General features: G+C 67.5%; 21 protein-coding genes. 6 read left to right on the top strand and 15 right to left on the bottom strand.

The window, feature by feature from the left end:
- Positions 1-50 precede the first annotated feature (50 nt).
- Both parE and OF829_RS15855 read left to right on the top strand, forming a co-directional pair.
- The gene (gene parE / locus OF829_RS15860) at positions 51-2,033 is read left to right on the top strand and encodes a DNA topoisomerase IV subunit B (protein ID WP_264941086.1); all 1,983 of its coding nucleotides are present in this window, start codon (positions 51-53) and stop codon (positions 2,031-2,033) included.
- 64 nt (positions 2,034-2,097) lie between these two features.
- On the top strand, positions 2,098-3,417 hold the full coding sequence (locus tag OF829_RS15855; RefSeq protein WP_264941084.1) for a class A beta-lactamase-related serine hydrolase: 1,320 nt from the start codon (positions 2,098-2,100) through the stop codon (positions 3,415-3,417).
- On the opposite strand, the gene OF829_RS15850 is transcribed toward OF829_RS15855, so the two are convergent.
- Positions 3,404-3,949, bottom strand: a complete 546-nt coding sequence (locus tag OF829_RS15850) for a GNAT family N-acetyltransferase (RefSeq protein ID WP_264941083.1) — start codon at positions 3,947-3,949, stop codon at positions 3,404-3,406. The two genes, OF829_RS15855 and OF829_RS15850, sit on opposite strands and share 14 nt — an antisense overlap.
- The gene (locus OF829_RS15845) at positions 3,946-4,779 is read right to left on the bottom strand and encodes an AIM24 family protein (protein WP_264941082.1); all 834 of its coding nucleotides are present in this window, start codon (positions 4,777-4,779) and stop codon (positions 3,946-3,948) included. The genes OF829_RS15850 and OF829_RS15845 overlap by 4 nt, the downstream gene beginning before the upstream one ends.
- 373 nt (positions 4,780-5,152) lie before the next feature.
- Here OF829_RS15845 and OF829_RS15840 point away from each other — a divergent pair, with 373 nt between their 5' ends.
- Both OF829_RS15840 and OF829_RS15835 read left to right on the top strand, forming a co-directional pair.
- Positions 5,153-6,154, top strand: a complete 1,002-nt coding sequence (locus OF829_RS15840) for a glycoside hydrolase family 43 protein (protein WP_264941081.1) — start codon at positions 5,153-5,155, stop codon at positions 6,152-6,154.
- Between the two features lie 32 nt (positions 6,155-6,186).
- Positions 6,187-7,131: an alpha/beta hydrolase gene (locus OF829_RS15835; RefSeq protein WP_406701440.1), complete on the top strand. Its 945-nt coding sequence runs from the start codon at positions 6,187-6,189 to the stop codon at positions 7,129-7,131.
- 9 nt (positions 7,132-7,140) lie between these two features.
- Here OF829_RS15835 and OF829_RS15830 read toward each other — a convergent pair whose 3' ends face one another.
- The 3 genes from OF829_RS15830 to OF829_RS15820 form a co-directional block, all read right to left on the bottom strand.
- Positions 7,141-8,154: an inorganic phosphate transporter gene (locus OF829_RS15830; protein WP_264941079.1), complete on the bottom strand. Its 1,014-nt coding sequence runs from the start codon at positions 8,152-8,154 to the stop codon at positions 7,141-7,143.
- Positions 8,154-9,272: a DUF47 family protein gene (locus tag OF829_RS15825; RefSeq protein WP_264941092.1), complete on the bottom strand. Its 1,119-nt coding sequence runs from the start codon at positions 9,270-9,272 to the stop codon at positions 8,154-8,156. Before OF829_RS15825 ends, OF829_RS15830 begins: the two co-directional genes overlap by 1 nt.
- A 65-nt stretch (positions 9,273-9,337) precedes the next feature.
- Positions 9,338-9,931, bottom strand: a complete 594-nt coding sequence (locus tag OF829_RS15820; protein ID WP_264941078.1) for a phage baseplate assembly protein V — start codon at positions 9,929-9,931, stop codon at positions 9,338-9,340.
- A gap of 107 nt (positions 9,932-10,038) precedes the next feature.
- Here OF829_RS15820 and OF829_RS15815 point away from each other — a divergent pair, with 107 nt between their 5' ends.
- On the top strand, positions 10,039-10,431 hold the full coding sequence (locus OF829_RS15815) for a DUF4280 domain-containing protein (protein WP_264941077.1): 393 nt from the start codon (positions 10,039-10,041) through the stop codon (positions 10,429-10,431).
- A 10-nt stretch (positions 10,432-10,441) separates the two neighbouring features.
- Here OF829_RS15815 and OF829_RS15810 read toward each other — a convergent pair whose 3' ends face one another.
- The 3 genes from OF829_RS15810 to OF829_RS15800 all read right to left on the bottom strand — a co-directional run bounded on the left by OF829_RS15810 (position 10,442) and on the right by OF829_RS15800 (position 13,014).
- A complete protein-coding gene (locus tag OF829_RS15810; protein WP_264941076.1) occupies positions 10,442-11,233 on the bottom strand; it encodes a LysR family transcriptional regulator in 792 nt (263 codons plus the stop codon).
- Positions 11,234-11,393: 160 nt separating this feature from the next.
- Positions 11,394-11,792 carry a Co2+/Mg2+ efflux protein ApaG gene (gene apaG, locus OF829_RS15805; protein ID WP_264941091.1) on the bottom strand — a complete coding sequence of 133 codons (399 nt, stop codon included), beginning with the start codon at positions 11,790-11,792 and terminating at the stop codon, positions 11,394-11,396.
- Between the two features lie 13 nt (positions 11,793-11,805).
- Positions 11,806-13,014, bottom strand: coding sequence for a trans-sulfuration enzyme family protein (locus tag OF829_RS15800; protein WP_264941074.1), 1,209 nt, complete (start codon positions 13,012-13,014; stop codon positions 11,806-11,808).
- 187 nt (positions 13,015-13,201) lie between these two features.
- Here OF829_RS15800 and OF829_RS15795 point away from each other — a divergent pair, with 187 nt between their 5' ends.
- Positions 13,202-14,512 carry a phospholipid carrier-dependent glycosyltransferase gene (locus OF829_RS15795; RefSeq protein WP_264941073.1) on the top strand — a complete coding sequence of 437 codons (1,311 nt, stop codon included), beginning with the start codon at positions 13,202-13,204 and terminating at the stop codon, positions 14,510-14,512.
- 109 nt (positions 14,513-14,621) lie between these two features.
- Here the strand turns inward: OF829_RS15795 and OF829_RS15790 are convergent, their stop codons facing one another.
- From OF829_RS15790 to uvrC, 7 genes are all read right to left on the bottom strand, one after another.
- Positions 14,622-15,716, bottom strand: a complete 1,095-nt coding sequence (locus OF829_RS15790) for a glycosyltransferase (protein ID WP_264941072.1) — start codon at positions 15,714-15,716, stop codon at positions 14,622-14,624.
- The gene (leuB, locus tag OF829_RS15785) at positions 15,713-16,765 is read right to left on the bottom strand and encodes a 3-isopropylmalate dehydrogenase (protein WP_264941071.1); all 1,053 of its coding nucleotides are present in this window, start codon (positions 16,763-16,765) and stop codon (positions 15,713-15,715) included. The genes OF829_RS15790 and leuB overlap by 4 nt, the downstream gene beginning before the upstream one ends.
- 46 nt (positions 16,766-16,811) lie before the next feature.
- On the bottom strand, positions 16,812-17,543 hold the full coding sequence (recO, locus tag OF829_RS15780) for a DNA repair protein RecO (protein WP_264941070.1): 732 nt from the start codon (positions 17,541-17,543) through the stop codon (positions 16,812-16,814).
- A gap of 115 nt (positions 17,544-17,658) precedes the next feature.
- A complete protein-coding gene (locus OF829_RS15775) occupies positions 17,659-18,588 on the bottom strand; it encodes a GNAT family N-acetyltransferase (protein ID WP_264941069.1) in 930 nt (309 codons plus the stop codon).
- Positions 18,585-19,541, bottom strand: coding sequence for a polysaccharide deacetylase family protein (locus OF829_RS15770; RefSeq protein ID WP_264941068.1), 957 nt, complete (start codon positions 19,539-19,541; stop codon positions 18,585-18,587). Before OF829_RS15770 ends, OF829_RS15775 begins: the two co-directional genes overlap by 4 nt.
- A gap of 122 nt (positions 19,542-19,663) precedes the next feature.
- Positions 19,664-22,465, bottom strand: a complete 2,802-nt coding sequence (locus tag OF829_RS15765) for a DUF3857 domain-containing protein (RefSeq protein ID WP_264941066.1) — start codon at positions 22,463-22,465, stop codon at positions 19,664-19,666.
- Positions 22,466-22,535: 70 nt separating this feature from the next.
- Positions 22,536-24,458, bottom strand: a complete 1,923-nt coding sequence (uvrC, locus tag OF829_RS15760; protein WP_264941065.1) for an excinuclease ABC subunit UvrC — start codon at positions 24,456-24,458, stop codon at positions 22,536-22,538.
- Positions 24,459-24,554 lie beyond the last annotated feature (96 nt).

Genomic DNA, 24,554 nt, shown 5'->3' with positions numbered 1-24,554 from the left:
GCCCACCCCCTCCCTTGCCTCCCCGACTCCCCGCCCCCTATACCCCCCCCATGTCCGACGAAGACCTGTTCGCGTCCCCCAATGCCGTGCCCGGCACCTATGACGCCTCCTCGATCGAAGTGCTCGAGGGCCTCGAGCCCGTCCGCCGGCGCCCCGGCATGTATATCGGCGGGACCGACGAGCGCGCGCTGCATCATCTCGCCGCCGAGGTGCTCGACAATTCGATGGACGAGGCGGTGGCGGGGCATGCCAACCGGATCGAGATCGTGCTGGAGGCCGGCAACCGGCTGACCATCATCGACAATGGCCGCGGCATGCCGGTCGATCCGCATCCGAAATTCCCGGGCAAGTCGGCGCTCGAAGTGATCCTGTCGATGCTCCATTCGGGCGGCAAGTTCGACGGCAAGGCCTATGCGACCTCGGGCGGCCTGCACGGCGTTGGCGTCAGCGTGGTCAACGCGCTGTCGGTCGAAACCATTGTCGAGGTCGCGCGCGACCGCCAGCTCTATCGCCAGCGCTTCAGCCAGGGGAAGACGCTGGGGCCGCTCGAGCATCTCGGCGGCACGCCCAACCGGCGCGGCACCTCGGTCAGTTTCGTCCCCGATGCCGAGATTTTCGGCGAGATGCTGTTCAAGCCGTCGCGGCTCTACAAGCTGGCGCGGTCCAAGGCCTATCTGTTCGCGGGCGTCGAGATCCGCTGGAAATGCGATGCCTCGCTGATCGGCGACGAGACCCCGGCGGAGGCGGTGTTCCAGTTCCCGGGCGGGCTTGCCGATCACCTCAAGGAGCAGATCGGGGGCCGCGAATGCGCGACCGCCGATTTCTTTGTGGGGTCGCAGGATTTCCCGGGCGAGCAGCAGGGCCGGGTCGAATGGGCGGTGGCCTGGCCGCTGTGGAGCGACGGCAGCTATAGCTGGTATTGCAACACCATCCCCACCCCCGATGGCGGGACGCACGAGCAGGGCCTGCGCACCGCGCTCACCCGGGGGCTGCGCGCGTTCGGCGAGCTGGTGGGGAACAAGAAGGCCAAGGACCTGACCGCGGACGATGTGATGACCGGCAGCGAGCTGATGCTCTCGGTCTTCATCCGCGAGCCGCAGTTCCAGTCGCAGACCAAGGACCGGCTGACCTCGCCCGAGGCCGCGGCGCTCGTCGAGCGCGCGGTGCGCGACCATTTCGACCATTTCCTCGCCGACCATATGGACCGCGGCAAGGCGCTGCTGAGCTATGTGCTCGAGCGGATGGACGAGCGGCTGCGGCGCAAGCAGGAGCGCGAGGTCAAGCGCAAGACCGCGACCTCGGCGCGCAAGCTGCGGCTGCCGGGCAAGCTCACCGATTGCTCGGCGGACGATCCCGCGGGCACCGAGCTGTTCATCGTCGAGGGGGATTCGGCCGGCGGCTCGGCGAAGCAGGCGCGCGACCGCAAGACCCAGGCGATTCTCCCGATCCGCGGCAAGATATTGAACGTCGCGAGCGCGACCTCCGCCAAGATTCTGGCGAACCAGGAAATCGCCGACCTCATCCTCGCCATGGGCTGCGGCACGCGCAAGGACTGCGTCACCGACAATCTCCGCTACGAACGCATCATCATCATGACCGACGCCGACGTCGACGGCGCCCACATCGCCACGCTCCTGATGACCTTCTTCTTCCAGGAAATGCCCGAGCTGGTCCGCCAGGGGCACCTCTACCTCGCCCAACCGCCGCTCTACCGCCTCGTCTCGGGCAGCAAGAGCGCCTATGCCCGCGACGAAATCCAGCGTGCCGAGCTGGAGGAGACGCTGTTCAAGGGCAAGAAGGTCGAAGTCAGCCGCTTCAAGGGCCTAGGCGAGATGAACCCGAACCAGCTCAAGGAAACCACCATGGATCCCGCGAGCCGCGGCCTGCTGCGCATCACCCTGCCGCAGGAGTATGAGGAGCGCGCGGGGGTGAAGGACCTGGTCGACCGGCTGATGGGCAACAACCCCGCGCACCGCTTCGCCTTCATCCAGGAAAATGCCGCGCGCCTCGACGAAGAAGTGATCGACGCCTGAAATTGAAAGAAACCCGCTACGCCCCCGACTACCGACGTAGAGGGACATGATGGAGAGGGTTTCGATGCGCAGCCTGTTCGCCTGGATCGCCGCGCTGACGCTGGCCGTGCTCGCACCGCTCCCCGCCCCGGCCCAGGTCGCGCCCGCCGCGCCGGTAGCCTCGGAGCAGCTCAAGGCGCGGATCGCGGAACTCCCCGGGATCGTCGCGGGCACGGGCGATTTCGAGGGCTTCTTCGCCCCCGGCTTCCGCGCGCAGGTCACCAAGGCGCAGCTCGCCGAGCTTACCCGATCGATGATCCAGAGCGCCGGTCCCGTGACGCGCATCGAATCGATCACGCCGTTCAGCCCCTGGGCGGCGGAGTTCACGCTGGGGTTCCAGAACGGCCGGGTCACGGGGAAGATCGCGATCGATTCCAATGCCCCGCACCAGGTGATCGGGCTGCTCTTCACGGGGCTCAGCGGGCCGGAGAAGAGCCTGGACGAGGTGCTGGGGGTCTTGCGCGGGCTCCACGGGGTGACCGGCTATGCGATCGCGCGGCTCGGCGAGGGGGCGCCCCAGCCGATGCTCGGCGCCAATGCCGAGCGGCCCTTCGCGATCGGCTCCGCCTTCAAGCTCATCGTTCTCGCCGAGCTGGTCCGTTCGATCGAAGCGGGCGAGCGCAGATGGACCGACGAGGTGGTGCTCGACGGCAAGCTCCAGATCCCCGGCGGCGCCTATATCATGAGCCCGGCGGGCACCCGGGTGACGCTGCGCGAACTCGCCGCCAAGATGATCTCGGTCAGCGACAACAGCGCGACCGACATCCTGATCCATACGCTCGGCCGCGAGCGGATCGAGGCGATGCTGCCGGTCGTCGGCGTGGCGAACCCGGGGGGCATGCGTCCGCTCCTCACCACGCTGGAGATGTTCAAGCTCAAGGGCATCGATCGCGGCGAGCCCGGCCGCCAATGGCTCGCCACCGCCGAGGCGGGCCGCCGCGCGATGCTCCCCGCGCTCGATGCCGAACCGATCCTCGCGATCGACCAGAGCCTGTTCGCCGACGGCAAGCCGGTGATGATCGGCATCGAATGGTATGCGAGCCCCGCCGACATGGTCCGCATCATGGACTGGCTGCGCCGTCACACCGAAAGCGGCCCCGGCGCCGAGGCGCGCGCGATCCTGGCGATCAACCCCGGCGTGCCCCCCGCCGCCGCGGGCAAATGGCGCTATGTCGGCTTCAAGGGCGGATCGGAGCCGGGCGTGGTGAGCGGCACCTATCTGCTCCAGGCAATGAATGGCGACTGGTATGTGCTGAGCGCCAGCTGGAACGACCCGGACGCTGCGGTCGATACCGGGCGCTTCATCGGCCTGCTCGGCTCGGCGGTCGGCTTCAGCGCACCCTAGGGTCCCACTCCGCCTTGAGCAGTCCGTACAGCGTGGTGTCGCGTATCCCCAGATGCGTCTCCCATTCGGCGCGCAACCGGGCTTCGAGCGTGAACCCCAGCCGTTCGAGCAGCGCGCGCGAGGCGGCATTGTCCGGATCGGTATCGGCGACGACGCGGCGCTGCCCTTCCGCAAAGATCTGGTCGATCAACGCCGTCACCGCCTCGGTCGCCAAGCCGCCGCCCCAATAGGGGCGCATGAGCATATAGCCGATCTCGCTGACATTGCCCTGCCGCTTCTCGCCCGCGGCGGCGAGCCCGATCGCGGTGTCGCTGTCCTTGAGCGTGATCGCCCAGTTCCGCCAGGCCGGATCGGTCTTGGCGAGGTTTTCGCGGGTCTGCCCGATATCGGCGTACGGCGCGTTGGACCAATATTGCATCGTCTCGAAGTCGGCGAAGGCGGGATGCAGCGCTTCGGCATCGTCCACGCGCCGCGGCCGCAGCCGCAGCCGCGCGGTCTCGATCACCGGCGTATCGCGCGGACTGAGGCTCAATTATTGCCCCCGATGAAATCGCCCAGCGGCCCGAGCAGCGATCCCTCGCCGCGATTCTGCCCGCCCGAGGGCATCGCCGTCGCGATCACGCGTCCCGCGAGCCGCGCGAAGGGCAAGGACTGGATCCACACCTTGCCGGGCCCGCGCAGCCGCGCGAAGAACAGCCCCTCGCCGCCGAAGATCACGCTGCGCACCCCGCCCGCGGCGATCAGGTCGAACTCGACCGACGGCGTCAGCGCGGCGAGGCAACCGGTATCGACATGCAGCTCCTCGCCGGGCGCGAGCGTGCGCTCGACCACCATCCCGCCGAACTGGACGAACACCCAGCCATCGCCGTCGAGCTTCTGCATGATGAAGCCCTCGCCGCCGAACAGCCCGGTCATCACCCGGCGCTGGAAGGCGATCCCCATCGTCACGCCCTTGGCGGCGCAGAGGAACGCGTCCTTCTGGCAGATCAGCGTCCCGCCGATCTCGTCGAGCTTGAGCGGGATGATCGCCCCCGGCACCGGCGCCGCGAACGCCACCCGCGCCTTGCCCGATCCGTTGTGGGTGAAGACGGTGGTGAACAGGCTCTCGCCGGTCACAAGCCTTTTGCCCGCGCCGAGCAGCTTGCCCATGAACCCGCCCTCGCCGCCGCTGCCGTCGCCGAACACGGTGGTCATGCCGACGCTGGCATCCTTCCAGACGAGCGCACCGGCTTCGGCGACAGCGCTTTCGCCCGGATCGAGCTCGATCTCGACGAACTGCAGCTCCTGCCCCTTGATCTCGAAATCGATATCGTCGGCGACGCCGGGGCTGCGGCTGTGATGGGCCCAGGGGCTGGTGGACATGGGACGTCTCCTGCGGTCGTAAGTTGACACTAGCTTCACACTATCGGCGGTTTCGGCGGGTCGCACTCTGGTTGACACGGTTGGCACCCATATCGCGAAAACCGGCCTTCTGCGCCGCCACCTTCGATGCCGGTTCGGCAAGCGCTTGGCGGCGCGGCCAGGGAAGCAGGGCAAATCCTACATTGCAAGGGCCGTTGCCGGCCGGCCTGCTCTCGCGCCGCCAACATGCTCGTTATAATAACTCGTACAATAAATTACGTGCTGGGTAACCGGTATCAGTCGATCATTCGAGTTTCCTGGGAGAATGGGTTGCTTCCTCAACACAAATACGTTCAGATACGGTCTGAGTATTTGGGTGAATGGGGCGCACTCGGTGAAGATCGGTCATTGTCTGATCGCGGTCGCGGCGTCGGCCCTTGTCGCCGCAGCACCGGCAAGCCCTGGGGATGGCGCGAAGCCGGGATCCAACCCGATCATCCGCGACAGGTTCACCGCCGATCCCGCCCCGCTGGTCGTCGGCGACACGCTGTACCTCTATGTCGGGCATGACGAGGCGCAGCGCGACGAGATGTTCAACATGCGCGAATGGCTGGTCTATTCGACCAGGGACATGAAGCATTGGACCGCGCACGGCCCGATCATGAAAGTGGCCGATTTCCGCTGGGCCAAGAAGGATGCCTGGGCCTCGCAGACGATCCGCAAGAACGGCAGATACTGGTTCTACGCCGCCGTCGAGCACGACAGCACGCATCCGGGCAAGGCGATCGCGGTGGCGGTGTCGGACAGCCCAACCGGGCCGTTCGTCGATGCCAAAGGATCGGCGCTGATCACCAACGCGATGACGCCCAAGGGCACCCATAGCTGGGAGGATATCGACCCCACCGTCTTCACCGACGAGGACGGGACGAGCTGGATCGCCTGGGGCAACCGGCAATGCTATATCGCGAAGCTCAAGCCCAACATGATCGAGATCGACGGCCCGATCACCGAGATCACCCCGCCGCATTTCGAGGAAGGGCCCTGGCTGCATAAGCGCGGCAAGCTCTACTATCTCACCTATGCCTCGCTCGACCGCTCGACGCAGCGTGACGAGCATGTCTCCTATGCGACCGCGCCGTCGCTCGCAGGGCCCTGGACGTATCGCGGGCTGCTGACGGGATCGGGCAAATACAGCTTCACCATCCATCCCGGCATCGCCCAGTTCCGGGGGGGCTGGTACATCTTCCTGCATAATGCCTCGCTAACGATCGGCGACCAGAATGGCGCGATCGGGCGCCGATCGGTGACGGTCGAATATCTTCGCTACAATGCCGACGGAACGATGAAGCCGGTGGTCCAGACCGACGCCGGCGTCTCGGTCCCGCCACCACGCTGACCAGAGAAACGCATCAAAGGGGAGCTTGCCGCATGACGATTTCCATCCGCATGGCGCGCCGCGCCGGCGCTACGCTCGCGGCGCTCGCGCTCGGCATCTCGGTGCTGGCGGCGCCGGTCGCGGCGCAGAACGACAAGATGACGCCGATCGCGACCCCGGCCCAGCCGACCGCGATCGTGCTCGGCACCGGGCCGATGCCCGGCCAGACCGCGCCCGAATCGTGGCACAGCCAATATGGCAGCGTGTTCGCCCGCAACGTGACGACCGCGACGCTCACGCCCTTCCTGCCCGATCCTGCCAAGGCGACCGGCGCCGCGGTGATCGTCGCGCCGGGCGGCGGCTTCCGGACGCTGTCGATGGAGAATGAGGGCTGGGACGTCGCCAAGGCGCTCGCCGCGCGGGGCATTGCCGCCTTCGTGCTCAAATACCGGCTCAACCCCACGCCGCCTGACATGCCGGGGTTCCAGAAATCGATGGCGGAGATGTTCTCCGGCCCGCCGCGGCCGCGGCCGACGCCCGAACAGGCGCTCGCCGGGATCGCGCCGATGATCGCCGATTCGCGCGCGGCCTTCGCGCTGGTGCGGGCGCACTCGGCCGAGTGGAAGGTCGATCCCAAGTGCATCGGCATGGTCGGCTTCTCCGCAGGCGCGATGCTGACCATGGCGACCACGCTGGCGGGCGAGGACGCCAAACCGGCGTTCATCGGCACGATCTATGGCTCGCTCGCCGCCGTGACGGTTCCGGCGGACGCGCCCCCGCTGTTCGTCGCGCTGGCGGCCGACGATCCGCTGTTCGGAAACTCGGGCTTCGGCCTGATCGAGAGCTGGCGCGCGGCGAAGCGGCCGGTGGAGTTCCACCTCTACGAGCAGGGCGGGCACGGCTTTGGCATGTACCCGAAAACGACGACCAGCACGGGCTGGTTCGACGCCTTTTACCGCTGGATCGTCATGCACGGCTTCACGAAAGCGGGAAGCTGAGGCAGCGCCTCAGAACAGCGTGATCAGCAGGTAGAAGAGCGCGCCGACAGTCGCAGAGGCGGGGATGGTCACCACCCACGCGATCACAACGTTGCGCGCCACGCCCCAGCGCACCGCCGAGGCGCGCCGGGCGGTTCCCGCGCCCACCACGCAGCCCGTGATGGTATGCGTGGTCGAGACCGGGATGCCGAGCAAGGACGCCGCGAACACCATGATCGATCCGCCGAGCGAGGCGCTGAAGCCCTGATGGTGCGAGAGCTTGGTGATGCGCGATCCCATCGTCTCGATGATCTTCCACCCGCCCGAGAGCGTGCCGAGCGCGATCGCGATGTAGCAGGCGATCGCCACCCAGTGCGGCACCTCGAAATCACCGTGGAGATAGCCGGTCGAATAAAGGAGCACGGTGATCACCCCCATCGTCTTCTGCGCGTCGTTGAGGCCGTGGCTGAGCGAATAGGCAGCCGACGAGACGAGGTGGAGCGAGCGGAAGGTCCGGTCCGCGCCGCGCGCGCTGGCGCCTTTCAGCGCCCAGCTCGATGCGAGCATGATGCCCATGGTGAGGATCATGCCGAGCGTCGGCGAGAGCACGATCGCGATGAGGGTCTTGTTGAGCCCGGTCCACTGGATGCCCGTGACGCCGGCATGCGCGACGCCCGCGCCGATCAGCCCGCCGACCAGCGCGTGACTGCTCGACGAAGGGATGCCCTTGAGCCAGGTGACGACGTTCCAGAACATCGCGCCCACCAGCGCGCCGAACACCACGCCGGGGGTCACCAAGTCCTTGTCGATCAGCCCCTTGCCGATCGTCTCCGCCACCTTGTGCAAGGAAGGGAAGACAATCGTCAGGAAATAGGCCGCGAAATTGAAGAAGGCGGCGAAGGCGACCGCGTGGACGGGCTTGAGCAGCCGCGTCGAGACCACCGTCGCGATCGAGTTCGCGGCGTCGTGCAGCCCATTGAGGAAGTCGAACGCCAGCGCGACCAGGATCAGGCCGACCAGCAAAGGAAACGCAAGCTCGTGCATCAGCTATGGTCGATCACGATGCCGTCGATCTCGTTCGCGACATCCTCGAACGCGTCCACGATCCGCTCGAGATGCTTGTAGACCTCGCGCTGGACGGAGAATTTGAGCGGATCGGTCGGCCCCAATTCCTTGAACGCGCGCTTCAGGCCGGCGCGGTGGATCTCGTCGGCATGGCTCTCCATGCGGACCAGCCGCTCGGTGAGCTCGTGGAGGCGCTTGCCGTTGCGGCCGACGTCGCGGAGCAGCGGCATCGCCTCGGCGGTGAGGCGCGCGGCGTCGATGACGATCGCGGCCATGTCCTTCATCTCCTGCTCGAAGCCGGTGACTTCGTAGAGATCGATCGCGAGCACGGTCGCCTGCATCTCGTCGATCGCATCGTCCATCGCGCCGATCAGCGCGGTGATCGCGCTGCGGTCGAACGGGGTAAGGAAGGTCTCGCGCACGGTGCGCAGCATCTGGCGGATGATCTCGTCGGCATCATGCTCGCGCTCGATCACCTCGCGGATATGGTCGCGATTGCCGTCCTGGACGAGCCGGGCGAGCGCATCCGCGCCGGCGGCCACGGTCACGGCATGGGCCTCGAACATCTCGAAGAAATTGCCGGTCTTCGGCAACAGGCGCTGGAACCAGGCGAACATGTGGTTGACTTTCGATTTCTGGGCGACGGCGGTGAGGATATTGCTGCGCTGGGTTGCGGCGCGGAATTCGGACTGGCCGAACGAGCGGATGAGGTCGCGCAGGTCGGGCTCGTCCACGGCGTCGGCCGCTTCCGCCAGGGTGAACCAGCGGCGCTCGCGCTGCGATTCCTCCTTCCACGAGACGAGTTCGGCGCTGACCGACAGGGGAAACACATCGACATCGACCATCAGCGAGGCGCCGTTGCTGCGCTTCTTGCGGTAACGGTACGAGCCGAGCGGGGTCGGGCAGACGAGCCCGCGCACCCCCGCCTCCTCCTCGGCTTCGAGCGAGGCGGCGTTGTGCGCGGCGAGATGGGGCGGGGGATTGCCCTTGGGGATCACCCAGCGGCCGCTCTCGCGCGAGGTCACCAGCAGGATGCTGACGGGCGCGTCGATCGCCAGACCTTCGGTGCGATACGGCAGGGCGGCGATCTGACGAATGGGCGGGACTCGGTTGGTGGTCTGAAGCCGCCCGTTACGCGGTCGGGGCGGGGGGTGGCAAGGCGTTAGAGCACCGTGAGCCCGCCCTCGTTGATCGTGACCTGCGGCTCGACGCCGCTGACGGTCGCCGAGCCATGCGCGATGGTGAAGCCCTCGGCCGTCACCGCGAGGCTTCCGGGTTCGGCGACGATGGTGACGCCGGCTTCGGTCACCGCGATGCGGACCTGGGCCAGGCCGATCGTGATACCCGAGCTCGATCCGCTGACCGTCACCGGCACCGCCACCGCCGGATCGGTCGCGGTCAGCGTGAACCCGCCCTCGCCGGGCAAATCGTCGAGCAGCAGCTTGCACGAGCTTGTCTGGATCATGTGCGAGGTCGGCAATTCGGCCTCGGCCGGGCGCTCGCCCTCGCGCCAGTAGCAGCCGGTCCAGATCGGATAGTCGGGCTCGCCGCCCTCGAACTCGACCCACACCGCCGCGCCGACCGGCGGCATCATGTAGAAGCCCACCTGCATCCCGGCATAGGGGACGCACGGCATCGCCCAGGCGGTCAGCACCTCGCCGAGCACCATCGGGGCGCTCACCTGAAGCCGGCCGAGCATCAGCGGATCCTCGTTATCGACGACGGTCCCGCGATATTTGCCCCAGAATTGCTTCATCGCCCGGCTCCCTCCGGCCTGACCAAGATACCGGTATAGGTGGCGCCCGCCTGCTCGGGCAAGCGCGCGGCTTGGCGATCGTCGCGGGCGGCTTTAGGCTGGGGTCGATGCCAACGCTGGTCAGCCTCGGTTCGGTGGTTTCGTGCAGCTTCGGCAGCGCGCCGATGCCGATGATCGTGCCGCCCGAAGCGCCGATGCTGCTGGAGAATCTGCCCGCCGCGACGATCTTCGATTTCGTGCCGCTCGAGAATATCCCCGCGTTCGGGATGTGCTCCAGCCTCGCCAATCCCGAAGTCGAGGCGGCGACCATCGCGGCGGAAGGCGTGCTGACGCCGATGCCGTGCATGCCGGCGACGGCCTCACCCTGGTTCCCGGGGTCGCCCATCGTGCTGATCGAGGGGAAGCCGGCGCTGTGCACGGGATCGATGTGCCAGTGCGACTGGCTGGGCGAGATCGGGATCGAGCAACCGGGACAGGAAACCGTCGGCACCGAAGGCTGAGCAGCGAGCCTCAGCTGGCCAGCGCGTCGACCAGTGTCTTGACCTTCTTCTGCCGCCACTGGGGCAGCGGGGCCACGAGCCAATAGCCGAGCCGCGACGAGCGGGCTTCGCCGATGGTCACCACCCGGCCCGCGGCGATATCGGTGCGGGCGAGGAGTTCGGGGACGGTGGCGCGGCCCAGGCCCTCCGCAGCGGCGTCGAGCGCGAGCCCGGCATCGGCGACGCGGACCAGCGACGAGGCATCCTCGGCGAGGCAGCCGGGCCAGCTAATCTTGACGTCGGTGCCGCCGCCGGGGCGCTCGACGGTGACCATGCCGTCGCTTTCGAGCGCTTCGCCCTCATGCTCGCCGGGCCCCTCGCCCCAGCGGATCGCGAGGTCGAGATTGGCTTCGGTAAAGTCGATCGCCTCGTCCGCCGCGACCAGCACGAAGCGGACCTCGCCATCGGCGCGAGCGATCTCGGCCAGGCGCGGCATCAGCCATTTGGCGGTGAGATCGCGCGGGGCGGCGATGGTGAGCGACTTGCTGCTCTGCCCCGCCTGCATCGCGCGGACCGATTCCTCGAACTGGAGGAAGCCCGCGCGCAGCGCCGCGAGCCCGGCCTCGCCCTCGGGGGTCAGCTCCAGCCCCTTGGTGGTGCGGCGGAACAGCACGACGCCGAGCGTATCCTCGAGCGCGCGGATCTGCTGGCCGACCGCGGCGGGGGTGACGGCGAGTTCGTCCGCGGCGCGGGTGAAGCTGAGGTGGCGCGCGGCGGCGTCGAGGACACGCAGGCCGTTCAAAGGGAGGTGGGTGCGTTTCATGCGACCACCCGCCCGAGGAGGCGCGCTTCCCCCTCCCCGTTCGGCCCCGGATCCAGTCCGGGGTTGTCGAAGCCCCGCACTTCCTCCTCACCGTCGCGCGAAAAGGAAAGCAGCCCTTCGACAAGCTCAGGGCGAACGGAGGTTTGGATTTTGGGCACGCTCATCCCATCACCGCAGGCGCGGTGAGCGCGAATTTGGGGATCGCCACGTCGAACGCCGAACCGTCCTCGCCGATCATCTGATAGCTGCCCTGCATGCTGCCCGTCGGTGTGGTCAGCGGGCAGCCCGAGACATAGTCGAAGCTGCCACCCGGCGCGATCATCGGCTGTTCGCCGACCACGCCTTCGCCCTCGACGGTGTGCATATGCCCGCGCCCGTCGGTGATGAGCCATTGGCGGGTGAGCAACTGGACGGTGAAGTCGCCCTCATTCTCGATGCGGATATGATAGGCCCAGAACCAGCGGCCGCGCTGGGGCTCGGACTGTTCGGGGAGATAGGAGACCGAGACGCGCACGGTCACCCCGCGCGTCGTCGCCTCCTCGGTGAAGAGGCCCTTGATCAACATATGTTCCTCACAGCCCCACCGCCCGCAGCGCCTGATCGAGATCGGCGATCAGGTCGTCCGGATCCTCGAGCCCCACATTGATGCGGATCATCCCCTCGGTCACGCCCATCTCCAGCCGCTTTTCCTCGCTGACGCCATAATGGGTGGTCGAACTCGGATGCGTCATCAACGAACGGGAATCGCCGATATTGTTGGAGATATCGATAAGGCCGAGTGCGTCGAGCAGCGCGTGCGCCTGCTTGCGCCCGCCCTCGACCTCGAACACGAAGATGGGCCCGCACGCCTCCATCTGCTTCATCGCGAGATTGTGCTGCGGATGGCTGGGCAGGCCCGGGTGGAGGATGCGCGGCACGCGGGTCTCGAGGAAGCGGCCTACTCGCAAGCTGTTCTCGCTCTGGCGGCGGATGCGCAGGTCGAGCGTCTCGAGCCCCTTGAGCACCACCCAGGCGTTGAATGGCGACAGGGTCGGGCCGGTGTTGCGGGTGAAGGGGAGCAGGACGTTGTTGATGAACTCCGCGGTCCCGGCGACCGCCCCCGCGAGCACACGCCCCTGCCCGTCCATCATCTTGGTGGCGGAGTAGGCGACGACGTCCGCGCCATATTCCAGGGGGCGCTGGAGGACAGGCGTCGCGAAGGCGTTGTCGACCACGCTGGTGATGCCGTGCTTGCGCGCGATGCCGCACACGGCCTCCAGATCGACCACGTCCATGGTCGGATTGGCGGGGGTCTCGAAGAAGAAGACCTTGGTGTTCGGCCGGATCGCATCCTCGAACGCCTGGGTGTCGCGCGCGTCGATGATCGTCGTCTCGATGCCGAACTTGGGCAGCAGCGTATCGGTCAGCCAGCGGCACGATCCGAACGCGGCGCGGCCGCCGACGAGATGGTCGCCCGCTTCGAGCTGGCAGAGCAACGCCGCGGTCATCGCCGCCATGCCCGTCGCCATCGAACGGCACGCCTCGGCGCCTTCGAGCAGGGCGATCCGCTCCTCGAGCATCTGGACGGTGGGGTTCTGGAGGCGCGAATAGGTCATGCCGACCTGCTCGCCCGAGAAGCGGTCCGCCGCGTCCCCGGCGCAATCATAGGCATAGCCGGAGGTGAGGAAGAGCGCCTCGCTGGTCTCGCCGAACTCCGAACGCACGGTGCCGCCGCGGATCGCCTGGGTTGCGGGCTTCCACTTCTGGGTGATGCTACGGTCTTGTCCGGTACGGCGCTTCATGGGGGACGCTTTGGGGCGGCAGGGGGCGGCGCGTCAACCACCGTGTGGGGACAGAAGCTTGCTTGTGCTCCGGCGAAGGCCGGAGCGCTGGAGATCGTAGCGCATCGCCCGCCGCCAGGGCTCCGGCCTTTGCCGGAGCACAGCAGCTCTCTTTCGCGGGGATGACGAAACGGCTATCCAGCCGCTCATGCTCGCCCGCCTCAAGGCTTTTGCCGACAGTCTCGCCCAAAGCCCCCTGCGCGTCGCGCTGCTGATCGGCCTAGCCGCCGAGCTGCTGTTCGTCTTTCACCTCGGCCAGCCGACCCAGCCCTTTTTCGACGAGACGCATTACCTGCCCGCGGCGCGGGGGCTGCTGGCGCTCGATATGCCGCGTAACACCGAGCATCCGCTGCTCGGCAAGGAGCTGCTCGCGGCGGGGATCGCGCTGTTCGGGGACAATCCCATGGGCTGGCGGCTGATCCCGACCTTGTTCGGCGCGGCGACGATCATGGGGGTGTTCGCCTTCCTCTGGCTGCTGTTGCGCAACACGCGGCTGGCGGTGCTCGGCGCGGTGCTGGCGCTGTTCAACCAGATGGTGTTCATCCAGGCGCGGATCGCGATGCTCGACGTGTTCCTGGGCGCGTTCATCGTCTGGGCGCTGGTGATGTTCCTCTGGGCGGCCGAGGGCACGCCCAAACAGGTGCGCCGGCGCTGGATCGCGGGGAGCGCGTTGCTGGGCCTCGCGGTCGCGGTCAAATGGGCGGCGATCCCCTATGAGGCGATGGCGGGGCTCGCCTTCATCCTGCTGCGCCTGCGCGACGCGTGGCGCGCGAAAAAGCCGTTCGCCACCGCCTTCGGTGCCAAGGACCAGCCGCACTGGGCCGGGCTCGGCACCTTCCAAGGGCTGCTGCTGATGGGGGCGGTGAGCATCCCCATCTATTTCGTCACCTTCGCGCCCGCCTTTTTCTACGATCAGAACCCGCTGACGCTCGCGACGCTCATCCCCTTCCAGATCGACATGTATGCGCAGCAGACCCAGGTCCTCGCAGCGCACACCTATCAGTCCAGCTGGTACCAATGGCCGCTGATCTCGCGGCCGATCTGGTATTTCTACGAGGAAGATATGGGCACCTGGCGCGGGGTGCTGCTGGTCGGCAATCCGCTGATCATGTGGGGCGGCGTGCTGGCTGTGCTGCTGTGCCTGATCGCGTGGATCGAGACCAGGGCGCTGCGGCCGGCGGCGATGGCGTTGCTGTGGATCGCCTCGGTCGCGATCTACATCATCATCCCCAAGTCACTGGGATTCTACTATTATTACTATCTGTCGAGCATCTTCCTGTGCTTCGTCCTGCCGATCGCGCTCGATCTGCTCGATCCGCAGCGCAAGTTCGGGCTCGGCGAATGGTTCGCGGCAGCCGCGTTCCTCGTCTTCTTCTATTTCTACGCGATCCTCTCGGCCGAGCCGCTCGAAGGGCCGATGAGCTTCCAATACTGGATGTGGTTCGACAGCTGGCGGTGAAGTGGGCCGACTGCATTGAAGCGTCATCCCGGCGAAGGCCGGGCCCCAGGAAACACAGGTGATACCGCTCGTGACTCTGGGTCCCGGCTTTCGCCGGGATGACGACTTTCTAATATCTGCCCCAGGTGAAACGCGAGCTCAGCGCATAGTTCCAGACCGCCGCTACCAGGATCCCCGCCATCGCCGCGAAGCGCCAGTCGCCGTGCTGGACATTGTGCATGAACGCCGCGACCCCGACATTCGCCGCCGCGCCGACCGAGCAGACGAGGCAGAAGCTCACCCAGCCGGCGAACAGCGCCGCCGCACCCTTGAGCCGTTGTTCGCGATAGGTGAGCGCATTGTTGAGGAAGAAGTTGAAGGTCATCGCCACGCCGGTCGCGACGATCGTCGCGGCAACGAAGGACCAGACCAATCCGCGATACAGCGCCGCGAGCACGAGGAAATGGACGAGCGCGCCCAGCGCCCCGATCGCGGAGAACATCGCGAACCGCACCGGCACGATCCGCCCGAAGCGGCGATCATAAAGCGCGATCAGATATTCGAGCGCGACGACGTGATCGAGCTTGGACTCGCCCAGCTCGCGCGTGCGGAACACATAGGGCAGCTCGAGGAAATTCAACGGCCGCGGGCTCGCCGTCATGATATCGAGCAGGATCTTGAAGCCGATCCCCGACAGCTTGGGCACCAGGCTGCGCACCAGACTGGTGCGGATCATGAAGAAGCCGCTCATCGGATCGGTGAGGTCGACCTTGAGGATCGCATGCGAAAGCCTTGTCGCGAAAGCCGATTTGGCGACGCGGTCGCGGTCCCATTCGCCCGTCCCGCCGCCCTCGACGAAGCGCGAGCCGACGACGACGTCGAGCCCCGCATCCCCCTGCAGCGCGCCCAGCATCTCGGGCAGCAGCGTCTCGTCATGCTGCATGTCGCCGTCGATCACCGCGACGACCGGCGCGGCGGTGGCGCACATCCCCTCGATGCACGCGGTGGAAAGCCCGCGCCGCCCGATCCGCTGGATCACCCGCACCCGGCTATCCAGCCGCGCCAGCTCGCGCACAGCGTCCGAGGTGCCGTCGGGGCTGTTGTCGTCGACGAAGATCGCTTCCCAGTTCCGCCCCTTCAGCGCCGTATCGAGCGCCGCGACGAGCCGCGGCACGTTCGCCCGCTCGTTGAAAGTGGGGATGACGATCGCGAGTTCCAGCGTCACGCAAGCGCCTTCAGGATCGCGTCGCCCATCTCGCTCGTGGTGTGGCTGCCGCCGAGATCGGCCGTGCGGAAGCCCGCCGCCAGTGCGCCCGCCACCGCCTTCTCGACCCGCTGCGCCGAAGCCTCGTCGCTCAGCGAATGGCGCAGCAGCATCGCCGCCGAAAGCACCGCCGCGCACGGATTGGCCTTGCCCTGCCCCGCGATATCGGGCGCCGAGCCGTGGATCGGCTCGTACATGCCGACCGTTCCCGTCCAGGCGTTGAGCGAGGCCGAGGGCAGCATCCCGATCGATCCCGCGCACATGCTCGCCTGATCGGAGAGGATGTCGCCGAACAGATTGCCGGTGACGATCACGTCGAACTGGGTGGGGTTGCGCACCAGCTGCATCGCGGCGTTGTCGACATACATATGGGTCAGTTCGACCTCGGGATAGTCGCCCGCGAGCCCGTTCACGACATCGCGCCACAGCTGCGAGGTTTCGAGCACGTTCGCCTTGTCGACCGAGCAGAGCTTGCGCTTGCGGCGCTTCGCCATCTCGAACCCGACGATCGCGATCCGCTCGACCTCGCGCTCGTCATACGACATCCAGTCATAGCCCTGGCGCAGGCCCTCATGCGTCTCGCGCCGGCCCTTCTCGCCGAAATAGACGTCACCGGTCAGCTCGCGGACGATGACGATGTCGAGGTTGCGAACGATCTCGGGGCGCAGCGGCGAGGCGTCCTCGAGCCCCGGAAAGATCGAGGCCGGACGGATATTGGCGAACAGGCCGAGCTCGCGGCGAAGGCCGAGCAGCGCCGCCTCGGGCCGCAGCCGCCGCTCGAGCGCCTCGAACCGCGGATCGCCGACCGCGCCGAACAGCACCGCGTCGCTGCGCTTGGCGAGTGCCAGCGTCTCGGGGGGCAGCGGCCGCCCGGTCGCGAGATAGCCCGCGCCGCCCACCGGCGCCTCTTCGAAGCTCAGATCGAGCCCCAGCGCCTCGAGCACGCGCCGCGCCTCGGCGGTCACTTCGGGTCCGATTCCATCACCGGCAAGCACTGCGATCAACGGCATTGTGGCTCCTCCGAAAGTCGAAGGGCCCTTGCCTTCCCTTGGGAGGTTACGCAACCGCCCGCTTGAGCCGATCGACCAGCCGCTCGCGCGCCGGCAGCACATCGGCCGCTTTCCCGATCAGCAGATCGCGGTCGAGGAAATGGCCGGTGAGCCTGAGCCCATCGAGGATATCGCCCCATTCGGCTGCCCCACCCTCGACGAGGAAGCGCGGCAGCGGGAGCAGGCGGTTCTCGTAACCGACCGCGCCCGACCGGCTCACCGCGATCCCGCTCTTGGGGCTGACAAAGGCGAGATCGTCATTGGCCCCCGTCGCCGCGCAGGTCTCCAGATCGAGGCCGAAGCCCAGCTCCGCCAGCAGCAGCAGCTCGTAGCGCACCAAAGCCACCGCCCATCCCCGCGCCGCGGGCGCCGCCTCGACCGCGCTCAGCACCCCGTCGAGCGCGGCATGGAGGCGCGGATAGGCCTGGCCCTCGGGCAGCAGCGCAGCGGTCACCGCCGTCACCCAGTCGAGCGCCGCGGCGGGAAGCGGCTCGCGGAACAGGGGCGCGCGGCTGTGGATCAGTTCGACGGTGAGCCCCGCCAATTGCTCTTCGGTGCGCGCGCGCCAGGCGCCGAGGATCAGGTTGGCGGGCTGGAGCACGGGCTTGAGCCGCCGGGAACGCCCGCCCCGGACATAGCCCGCCTGCATCCCGTCGCTCTCGGTCAGCGCCCGCACGATCGCGCCATGCTCGCCATGCGCGCGGACGGACAGGACAATGGCTTCGGCGCGCAGGTGCATGGGATGGGCTTACCCACCTAATCCCAAACCGTCATCCCGGCGAAAGCCGGGACACAGAGCCGCAAATCGCCGCGCCCGTAACCCTGGGTCCCGGCTTTCGCCGGGATGACGGCAATTACGAGCCCCGCCGCACCTTCTTCGCCAGCTTGCCCAACCCCGCGGCGTTGACCGCCTTCTTCCCCAGCGCCACGGTGCGGTTGAACCCGCCCAGCGCGAGCGTCGTCAGCCGGTTCATCAGGCTTGGGCGCAGCAGCAGCAGGTCGACGCATTCGACCCCGCCGGTCGAGAATTGGCGCTTGTGCTGCCCCTCCCCTTCGGTGAAGTCGAACCGCGCGTAGCGCTGCTCCTCGAACAGGTCGCGCATCGCTTCGAGCTGGAGCACCTGGCCGGGCGAGAGATCGTTGAACGCCGGATCGTGCCCGACATGGGCATAGATCACCGTATCGCCCACCACCGGGCAATAGAGATAAGCTGCCGGCTCGCCCGCGATATAGAGCAGCCAGGCGCGCACCTGATCCGCCGCGGCCTGGGTCACCATCTCGTGGAGGAATTCGGCGCTGTCGGGCAGGCCCGATCCCATCAGCCGTTCCTGATAGGTGCGCAGCGATATGCGCCGCGCGACATCGTGGAACGCCTCGAGCTCCTCGGGGGTGCGGAAGGCGCGGATGTCGAGATCGCCGCCGGACTCCGCCGCGATCTTCTTGGCCTTGCGGCGCAGCGACTGGCGCGCGTTCGACGAAAGCCCCTCGAACCAGGCATCGAACCCGCCCGCGAAATCGGTGAAATAGCGGGTGTAGCGCTGCCGCACGAAGGGCAGCATCCCGCCCGAGGCATAGACCATCGCCGCCTGGCGATCCTGGGGGAGCGAGGTGACGGTATAGCCGTGCGCCTCGCGTTCGAGCGGCGGCAACTGGGGGAGCCGGCCCTCGCGGGCATCATCGAGGGTGAGCGGCACGCGCGCGAGGCTGCGCGAGATCGCGATCAGCGTACGCGCGCCGACCTCGAACTTGAGCGGAACGGGCCGGGCGGGCAGCGCCACGGTCACGCCGCGCGCTCCTCGACCAGGTTCGACCAGAGCTGCTCGGCCTGGCGCAGCGTGGTGCGCAGCGTGTTCGGCCCCAGCGGCTTGTCGTCGCGGCCCAGCGGCAGATCGGGCCGCTCGGCGAAATGCGTGGTCATCAACACCCCCCGGCGCTCCGCCAGGATCCGGCACAAGGCCTCGAATCGGCGGACATGCACCGCGTTAGGCCGCGTCCCGCCGCGGTTGGCAAGCTCGAAGCCATGGCCGACGATCGTCACCGCGGCGTGATCGGCGCGCACGGCATGATCGAGCGCGTCGCGCATCTCGGCGGCGGAAAGCGCACAGATCTGGAAATGGCGCAGATGCCCGCGCTGGTCCTCGATCAGGGTGACCGGCACCTCGACGATCCCGCGATGCGCGATCGGCGCGATCTGCATGCGATCGAGGCTGATCGCGCTCGGCCAGGGATATTCGGAGCCGTTATGGCTGCTGTCGTAGAGGAAGCCGAGCTCCGCGAGCGCGCCGAGCGTATCGTCGCTCGCCGAATAGCTCCCCGAACGGAACGCCACCGGCTCGGGCACGCCCGCCGCGGTCAGCATGTCGGACGCGCCAGCAATCAGCTCTATCTGCTCGTCATAGCTGTAGTCGATCAGCTCATAGGGGGCGTGGCCTTCGCCGCCGTCCCCGGCCTTGGCGCCCGCCCAATTTGGGTGGAGATGGAGCTGCACCTCCTGCCCGGCTTCGAGGATCGCGGCGACCACGCGCTTCATCCAGTCGGTGCCGTAGAGCAGGCACGGCATCGGATCGACGAAGAAACTGGCCTTGAGATCCTGGCGCCGGAGCTGGTCGAGCTGCCAGCCGATCCCCACCCCCGCGGGCTCGAGCGAGCGCTGGGCGATGGCATCGGCATCGAGCCCGGCGACGTGGTGGCTCCACATCAGCTCGGTGTCGATCGTGAGGAAGACGCGCGTCGCCATGATGGCGGGATAGCGCGGGGGCGGTGAAGAAACTCCAAACTCCGGGAAATTTCAGCACGTTCCCCTTGGATAGCGCGCCTCCCCGGCGAAGGCCGGGGAGGCGTATTCGGATCAGCAGGCCGTTACGGCTTGATCCCGTAATGCGCATATTCCCGGTCGATCCGCGGGGAGATCAGCCGGGCCGCGGCGAGATCGGCATCGCCGCGCTTGTCGCCGCGCTCGCGCCGGATCACGCCGCGCATGAACAGGCTCGCCGCCTGGTTCGGGTCCTGCTTCAGCGCCGCATCGAGTTCGGCGAGCGCCTCGTCGATCCGGCCCATCCGGTAATAGACCATGGCGCGGCTATCAACGATGTTGGCCGGATTGTCGGCCAGCTCAATCCCTAGCGTGCAATCCTTCAGCGCGCCTTCGAGGTCGATCTTCATCGTCGCCTTGATCCAGCACCGGTTGTTGAGCAGCCACGGATCGCGCGGATCGGTCGTCAGCGCGGCGTCGAGCAACGCGAGCCCCTCGGGCACGCGGCCCCCGCGGGAGAGCAGCAGCGCCTGCTGGATCAGGTAGAAATTCTTCTCCTTCCCGCCATTCTCGACCCGCTCGCTCACCATGGCCAGCGCTTCTTCCAGCCCGCCATTTTCGGCGAGCAGATCGGTCAGCTGGGTCACGCCCCGGCCCAGGCCGGGATCGAGATCGAGCGCGGCGCGGGCATCGTCGATCGCCCCGGCATCGTTGCCCAGCGCCGAGCGGAGGATCGAGCGCTGCAGATAGAGCTCGGCGGAAGGCGCGATCTCGATCGCCTTGTCGATATCGGGCAGCGCCGCCTTGCGGTCGTAGATCGTCATGTTGAAGACCGCGCGGGCGGTATAGGTCTCGGCATCGTCGGGCTTGTTCGCGATCCGCTTGGCGAACATCGCCAGCACCGGATCGAACGCCTTCGCCCTGCGCAGCGCCTCGACCGTCTGCCAGTTGGGAGGCGAGTCGATCGGCGCGCTCGCCCGCAGGATCCGCGCCTTGGCGCGCGTGACCTGCTGGCGCGCGGCGGGAATGTCCGCGGGAACGATCTCGGCCACGCCGGTCACCGCCCGGTCCTCGATCGTGATCACGCCGTCGGCCATCGCGGTGCTGCGGGCCAGTTGCATCCCGGCCAATACGGGCGGCAGCGTTTGATCGCCTTCCAGCGTAAAGCCGCGCCCGCCATCGGGCAGCCGCAGCACCACCCGCACGCGCTTGTTCGCGAACTCGCCGGTGGTGACCGGAATATCCTTCCACGCGGCGCGCGCGCGATCGGGGGTGAAGTTGAAGCCGTCGAGCACGGTGTCGAGCCCGACCTTGTAATGCTCGCCATCCTTGGTCCAGCTCATGTCGACATAGCCGCTGGCGGTGATGGTGGTGACGCCGCTCTCCTCGTCATAGCTCATCTTCCGATCGACCACCGTGCCGCCGAAGACATAGGGCATCACGAGGATGTCAATCATCGAATTGGCCTGTTCGCTCTCCATCGAGGCGGTGGCCATGCGCACCATGCTGGTCATCCCGCCGCGCATCTTCGCGGTGACGGTGAAGGGCGCGGTGAAGCCGATCCCGGCGCGCTGGTCGATCTCGACCGTCACATCGGCGTCGGGCCGGGCATTGGCGCGCATCGGCAGCGCGACCAGATCGGTCACCCCGGCACGCAGCGGCAGCGCATAGCGGAAGGGCGGCACGTCGTTCAGATCGGCCAGCCGCGCATCGTTGGCGGTGCCGTCGAGCCACAGCACGTCGCCGCCGATCACCGCGCGGGTGATGACGTGATCGAACGCCCCCGGCATCGGCAGCCGCTGCGGCAGCAGGTCGCCCGCGCTCATGCTGGTCAGCGCGGCGTCGGCCTCGATCCCCAGCGCGCGCAGCATCGCGACGAGCAGCATCGTCTTGGCCTTGCAATCGCCGAAGCGCAGCTCCCAGGTCTGGGCCGGGGTTTGGGGCACGTAATTGCCGTCATCCATACCGCGGAAGAGATAGCGGATCTCGTCCTGCACCAGCCGCAGCGCCATCGCGGTGCGCAGCCGCGGATCGGGGGTCGCCTTGGCGATCTTGGCGACTTCGGCGGCGAGCGGGCTGCCCGGCGCGATCTTGCCCTCGCTGCTGAACAGGGGCGTCATCCGGGCCGCCACCGCGCCCCAGCTCCCGAAATCGGTCGCCTCGATGATCGACGGACGCTGGAAGCGCATCGGCGCGTCGCCGGGCACTTCGGGCTGCTTGGGCAGCGGCATCGTCAGGGTGAGTTCGCGATAGTCCCCGGTATCGCCGGTCTGGGTCACGGGGTCCTTCACATAGGTCCGCCAGTGCAGGTCCATCGCCTTGGGCCATAGCAGGCGCACCCGGCCGTAATTCACCCGGATCTGTTCGGGCAGCAGCGGCATCACCGTCTGGAAATTGCCGCCGAGCACCGGGTCTTTCTGGGTGATCGAGAAGCTGATGTGCAGCACGTCCCCGACGCGCAACCCTTCGACCGGCAGCGTCGCGGTGAGCAGCCCGTTGAGCATCGCCCGCTCGAGCATCTGCTCGCGCTGGAGCACGTTGAAACGCTGGCCCGCCTTGATCAGGTCGATATGCTCGGTGCCGCGGATGATCTCGACGGTGTGGATGATCAGGTCGCCCTTTTCGGGGCTCCACGGCAGGGTGATCGTGCCCGCGGCGGTGAGCATCTGCGGCGACGACATGCGCGTGGCGAGATTGGCATAGCCCCAGACCTGCCCGTCGGTGCTCATCCGCTGTTGCTGATCGAACAGGATGAACATCGGGCTGCTGCCGTTGAGCTTGGTCCCGTCGATCGGCGGCGCCGGGGTCACCCAGTCAGGAGCCGCCTGATAGAGAACCTTGTCGCCCGCATGCGCAACGCCAACGAAACCCAGCAGCGCAAGCGCCACCACAAAAATGCGAGCCAGCATGATCCCCCCTTGATTCTTGCCGCCAGACTAATGGCTTGCACGGGGCCGGCAAAGCGTATTCGGACTTGTTTCAGCGCGTGTGGAAATAATCGTAAAGTTGCTGCGCGACCGCCGCCGAGACACCCGGCGCCTTCTGCAAATCCTCGAGGCTGGCGCCGCGAACCGCGCGCGCTGTCCCGAAATGCATCAGCAGCGCCTTCTTTCGCGCGGGACCGATTCCGGGGACGTCGTCGAGCGGGCTCGCGCCGATCGCCTTGGCCCGCTTGGTGCGGTGCGCGCCGATCGCGAAGCGGTGCGCCTCGTCGCGCAGCCGCTGGAGATAGAAGAGCGCGGGCGAATTGACCGGGAGCATCAGCTCGCGGCCGTCCATCAGGTGGAATACCTCGCGCCCCTCGCGGCCATGGTGCGGGCCCTTGGCGACACCGACCAGGCAGATATCCTCGATCCCCAGATCCTCGAGCACGCCCTTGACCGCGTTGAGCTGCCCGCGCCCGCCGTCGACCAGCACCAGATCGGGCCAGGTCTCGCCCTGCCGGTCCGGATCCTCCTCCTGCGCGCGGGCGAAACGCCGCCCGAACATCTCGCGCATCATCCCGTAATCGTCGCCGGCGATCGTCTCGGGCCGCTTGATGTTGAACTTGCGGTACTGGTTCTTGCGGAAGCCCTCGGGCCCCGCGACCACCATCGCGCCGATCGCGGCGGTGCCCTGGATATGGCTGTTGTCGTAGATCTCGATCCGCTCGGGGGGCTCGGGCAGTTCGAAGACATCGGCGATCTCGGCGAGCAGTTTCGCCTGGGTCGTCCCCTCGGCCAGCCGCCGGTCCAGCGCCTCGGCGGCGTTGCGCTGCGCCTGTTCCATCAGCCGCCGCCGGTCGCCGCGCTGGGGGACCGACAGCGCGACCTTGTGCCCCGCGCGCTCGGCCATCGCCTCGGCGAGCAGCTCGGCCTCGGGCAGCTCGCGATCGACCAGCACGTTCCGCGGCGGCGGGACCTCCTCGTAGAATTGCATCAGAAAGGCCGACAACACCTCATCCTCGGGCACGTCGTTGGTGTGCGCGGGGAAGAAGCTGCGATGCCCCCAATTCTGGCCGCCGCGGATGAAAAAGGCCTGGATACCCATCACGCCGCTCTTGTGCGCCATCGCGAAGACATCCGCGTCGCCGACGCCCTCGGCATTGATCGCCTGGCTCCCCTGGATGAAGGTCAGCGCCTTCAGCCGGTCGCGCAGCACCGCGGCCTGCTCGAAATCGAGCCGCTCGGCGGCCGCCTGCATCGCCTCGCCGAGCTTGGCCTGGGTCTTGGTCGACTTGCCCTGGAGGAAATCGCGCGCATCTGCGACCAGCTCTTCATAGCCCGCCGCGTCGATCCGCCCGACGCACGGCGCCGAGCAACGGCGGATCTGGTAGAGCAGGCACGGCCGGTCGCGCGTCGCGAAGAAGCCGTCGGTGCACGAGCGGAGCAGGAACAGTTTCTGCAGCGCATTGAGCGTCTTGCGCACCTGCCCCGCCCCGGCGAACGGCCCGAAATAATCGCCCTTGAAGCGCCGCGCGCCGCGATGGAGCTGGACCCGGGCAAAGGGATGATCCTGGCGCAGCAGGATGAAGGGGAAGCTCTTGTCGTCGCGCAGCAGCACATTGTAGGCGGGGCGGAAGCGCTTGATCAGCTGCGCCTCGAGCAGCAGCGCCTCGGCCTCGTTGTTGGTCGTCACGATCGTCATCGACCGCGTCTGCGCGACCATCCGCCGCAGCCGGTTCGAGAGGCGCGTCACCTGCGTGTAGTTGGTCACGCGCGACTTCAGCGCCCGCGCCTTTCCCACATAGAGCACGTCCCCGCGCGCATCCTGCATCCGGTAGACGCCGGGCCGCGCGGGCAGCGTCTTGAGCACGTTGCGGATTGCGGCCACCCCTGCGTCGAGATCGGGCGTCCCCTCGCCGCGCACGGCATAGGTCGCCTTTTCCTCGTTGAAGCGGTTGGGGGAATTGGGGTCGGACATTGTCGGTGATTTAGGGGCAAGGCGCGCGCGAAACCACTCCCCCAAATCCCGCTTCCGCGCGGCGCATGCGCGTGGCAAGATGGCGGCGAGGAGGAT

It is taken from the genome of Sphingomonas caeni (assembly GCF_026013415.1).
GTDB classification, from domain to species: Bacteria; Pseudomonadota; Alphaproteobacteria; order Sphingomonadales; family Sphingomonadaceae; genus Sphingomonas; species Sphingomonas caeni.
The sequence above is the reverse complement of the archived record's forward strand: the minus strand, read 5'-3'. Positions and strand labels throughout refer to the sequence as shown.

Excerpts from the sequence above, each read along its gene's own strand:
- parE (WP_264941086.1), top strand. The coding sequence starts at position 51 with ATGTCCGACGAAGACCTGTTCGCGTCCCCCAATGCCGTGCCCGGCACC.
- OF829_RS15800 (WP_264941074.1), bottom strand. The coding sequence starts at position 13,014 with ATGAAGCGCCGTACCGGACAAGACCGTAGCATCACCCAGAAGTGGAAG.
- OF829_RS15820 (WP_264941078.1), bottom strand. The coding sequence starts at position 9,931 with ATGAAGCAATTCTGGGGCAAATATCGCGGGACCGTCGTCGATAACGAG.
- OF829_RS15845 (WP_264941082.1), bottom strand. The coding sequence starts at position 4,779 with ATGTCCACCAGCCCCTGGGCCCATCACAGCCGCAGCCCCGGCGTCGCC.
- leuB (WP_264941071.1), bottom strand. The coding sequence starts at position 16,765 with ATGCCGTTGATCGCAGTGCTTGCCGGTGATGGAATCGGACCCGAAGTG.
- OF829_RS15770 (WP_264941068.1), bottom strand. The coding sequence starts at position 19,541 with ATGGCGACGCGCGTCTTCCTCACGATCGACACCGAGCTGATGTGGAGC.
- uvrC (WP_264941065.1), bottom strand. The coding sequence starts at position 24,458 with ATGTCCGACCCCAATTCCCCCAACCGCTTCAACGAGGAAAAGGCGACC.
- OF829_RS15815 (WP_264941077.1), top strand. The coding sequence starts at position 10,039 with ATGCCAACGCTGGTCAGCCTCGGTTCGGTGGTTTCGTGCAGCTTCGGC.
- OF829_RS15855 (WP_264941084.1), top strand. The coding sequence starts at position 2,098 with ATGCGCAGCCTGTTCGCCTGGATCGCCGCGCTGACGCTGGCCGTGCTC.
- recO (WP_264941070.1), bottom strand. The coding sequence starts at position 17,543 with ATGCACCTGCGCGCCGAAGCCATTGTCCTGTCCGTCCGCGCGCATGGC.
- OF829_RS15765 (WP_264941066.1), bottom strand. The coding sequence starts at position 22,465 with ATGCTGGCTCGCATTTTTGTGGTGGCGCTTGCGCTGCTGGGTTTCGTT.
- OF829_RS15835 (WP_406701440.1), top strand. The coding sequence starts at position 6,187 with ATGACGATTTCCATCCGCATGGCGCGCCGCGCCGGCGCTACGCTCGCG.
- OF829_RS15810 (WP_264941076.1), bottom strand. The coding sequence starts at position 11,233 with ATGAAACGCACCCACCTCCCTTTGAACGGCCTGCGTGTCCTCGACGCC.
- OF829_RS15795 (WP_264941073.1), top strand. The coding sequence starts at position 13,202 with ATGCTCGCCCGCCTCAAGGCTTTTGCCGACAGTCTCGCCCAAAGCCCC.
- OF829_RS15830 (WP_264941079.1), bottom strand. The coding sequence starts at position 8,154 with ATGCACGAGCTTGCGTTTCCTTTGCTGGTCGGCCTGATCCTGGTCGCG.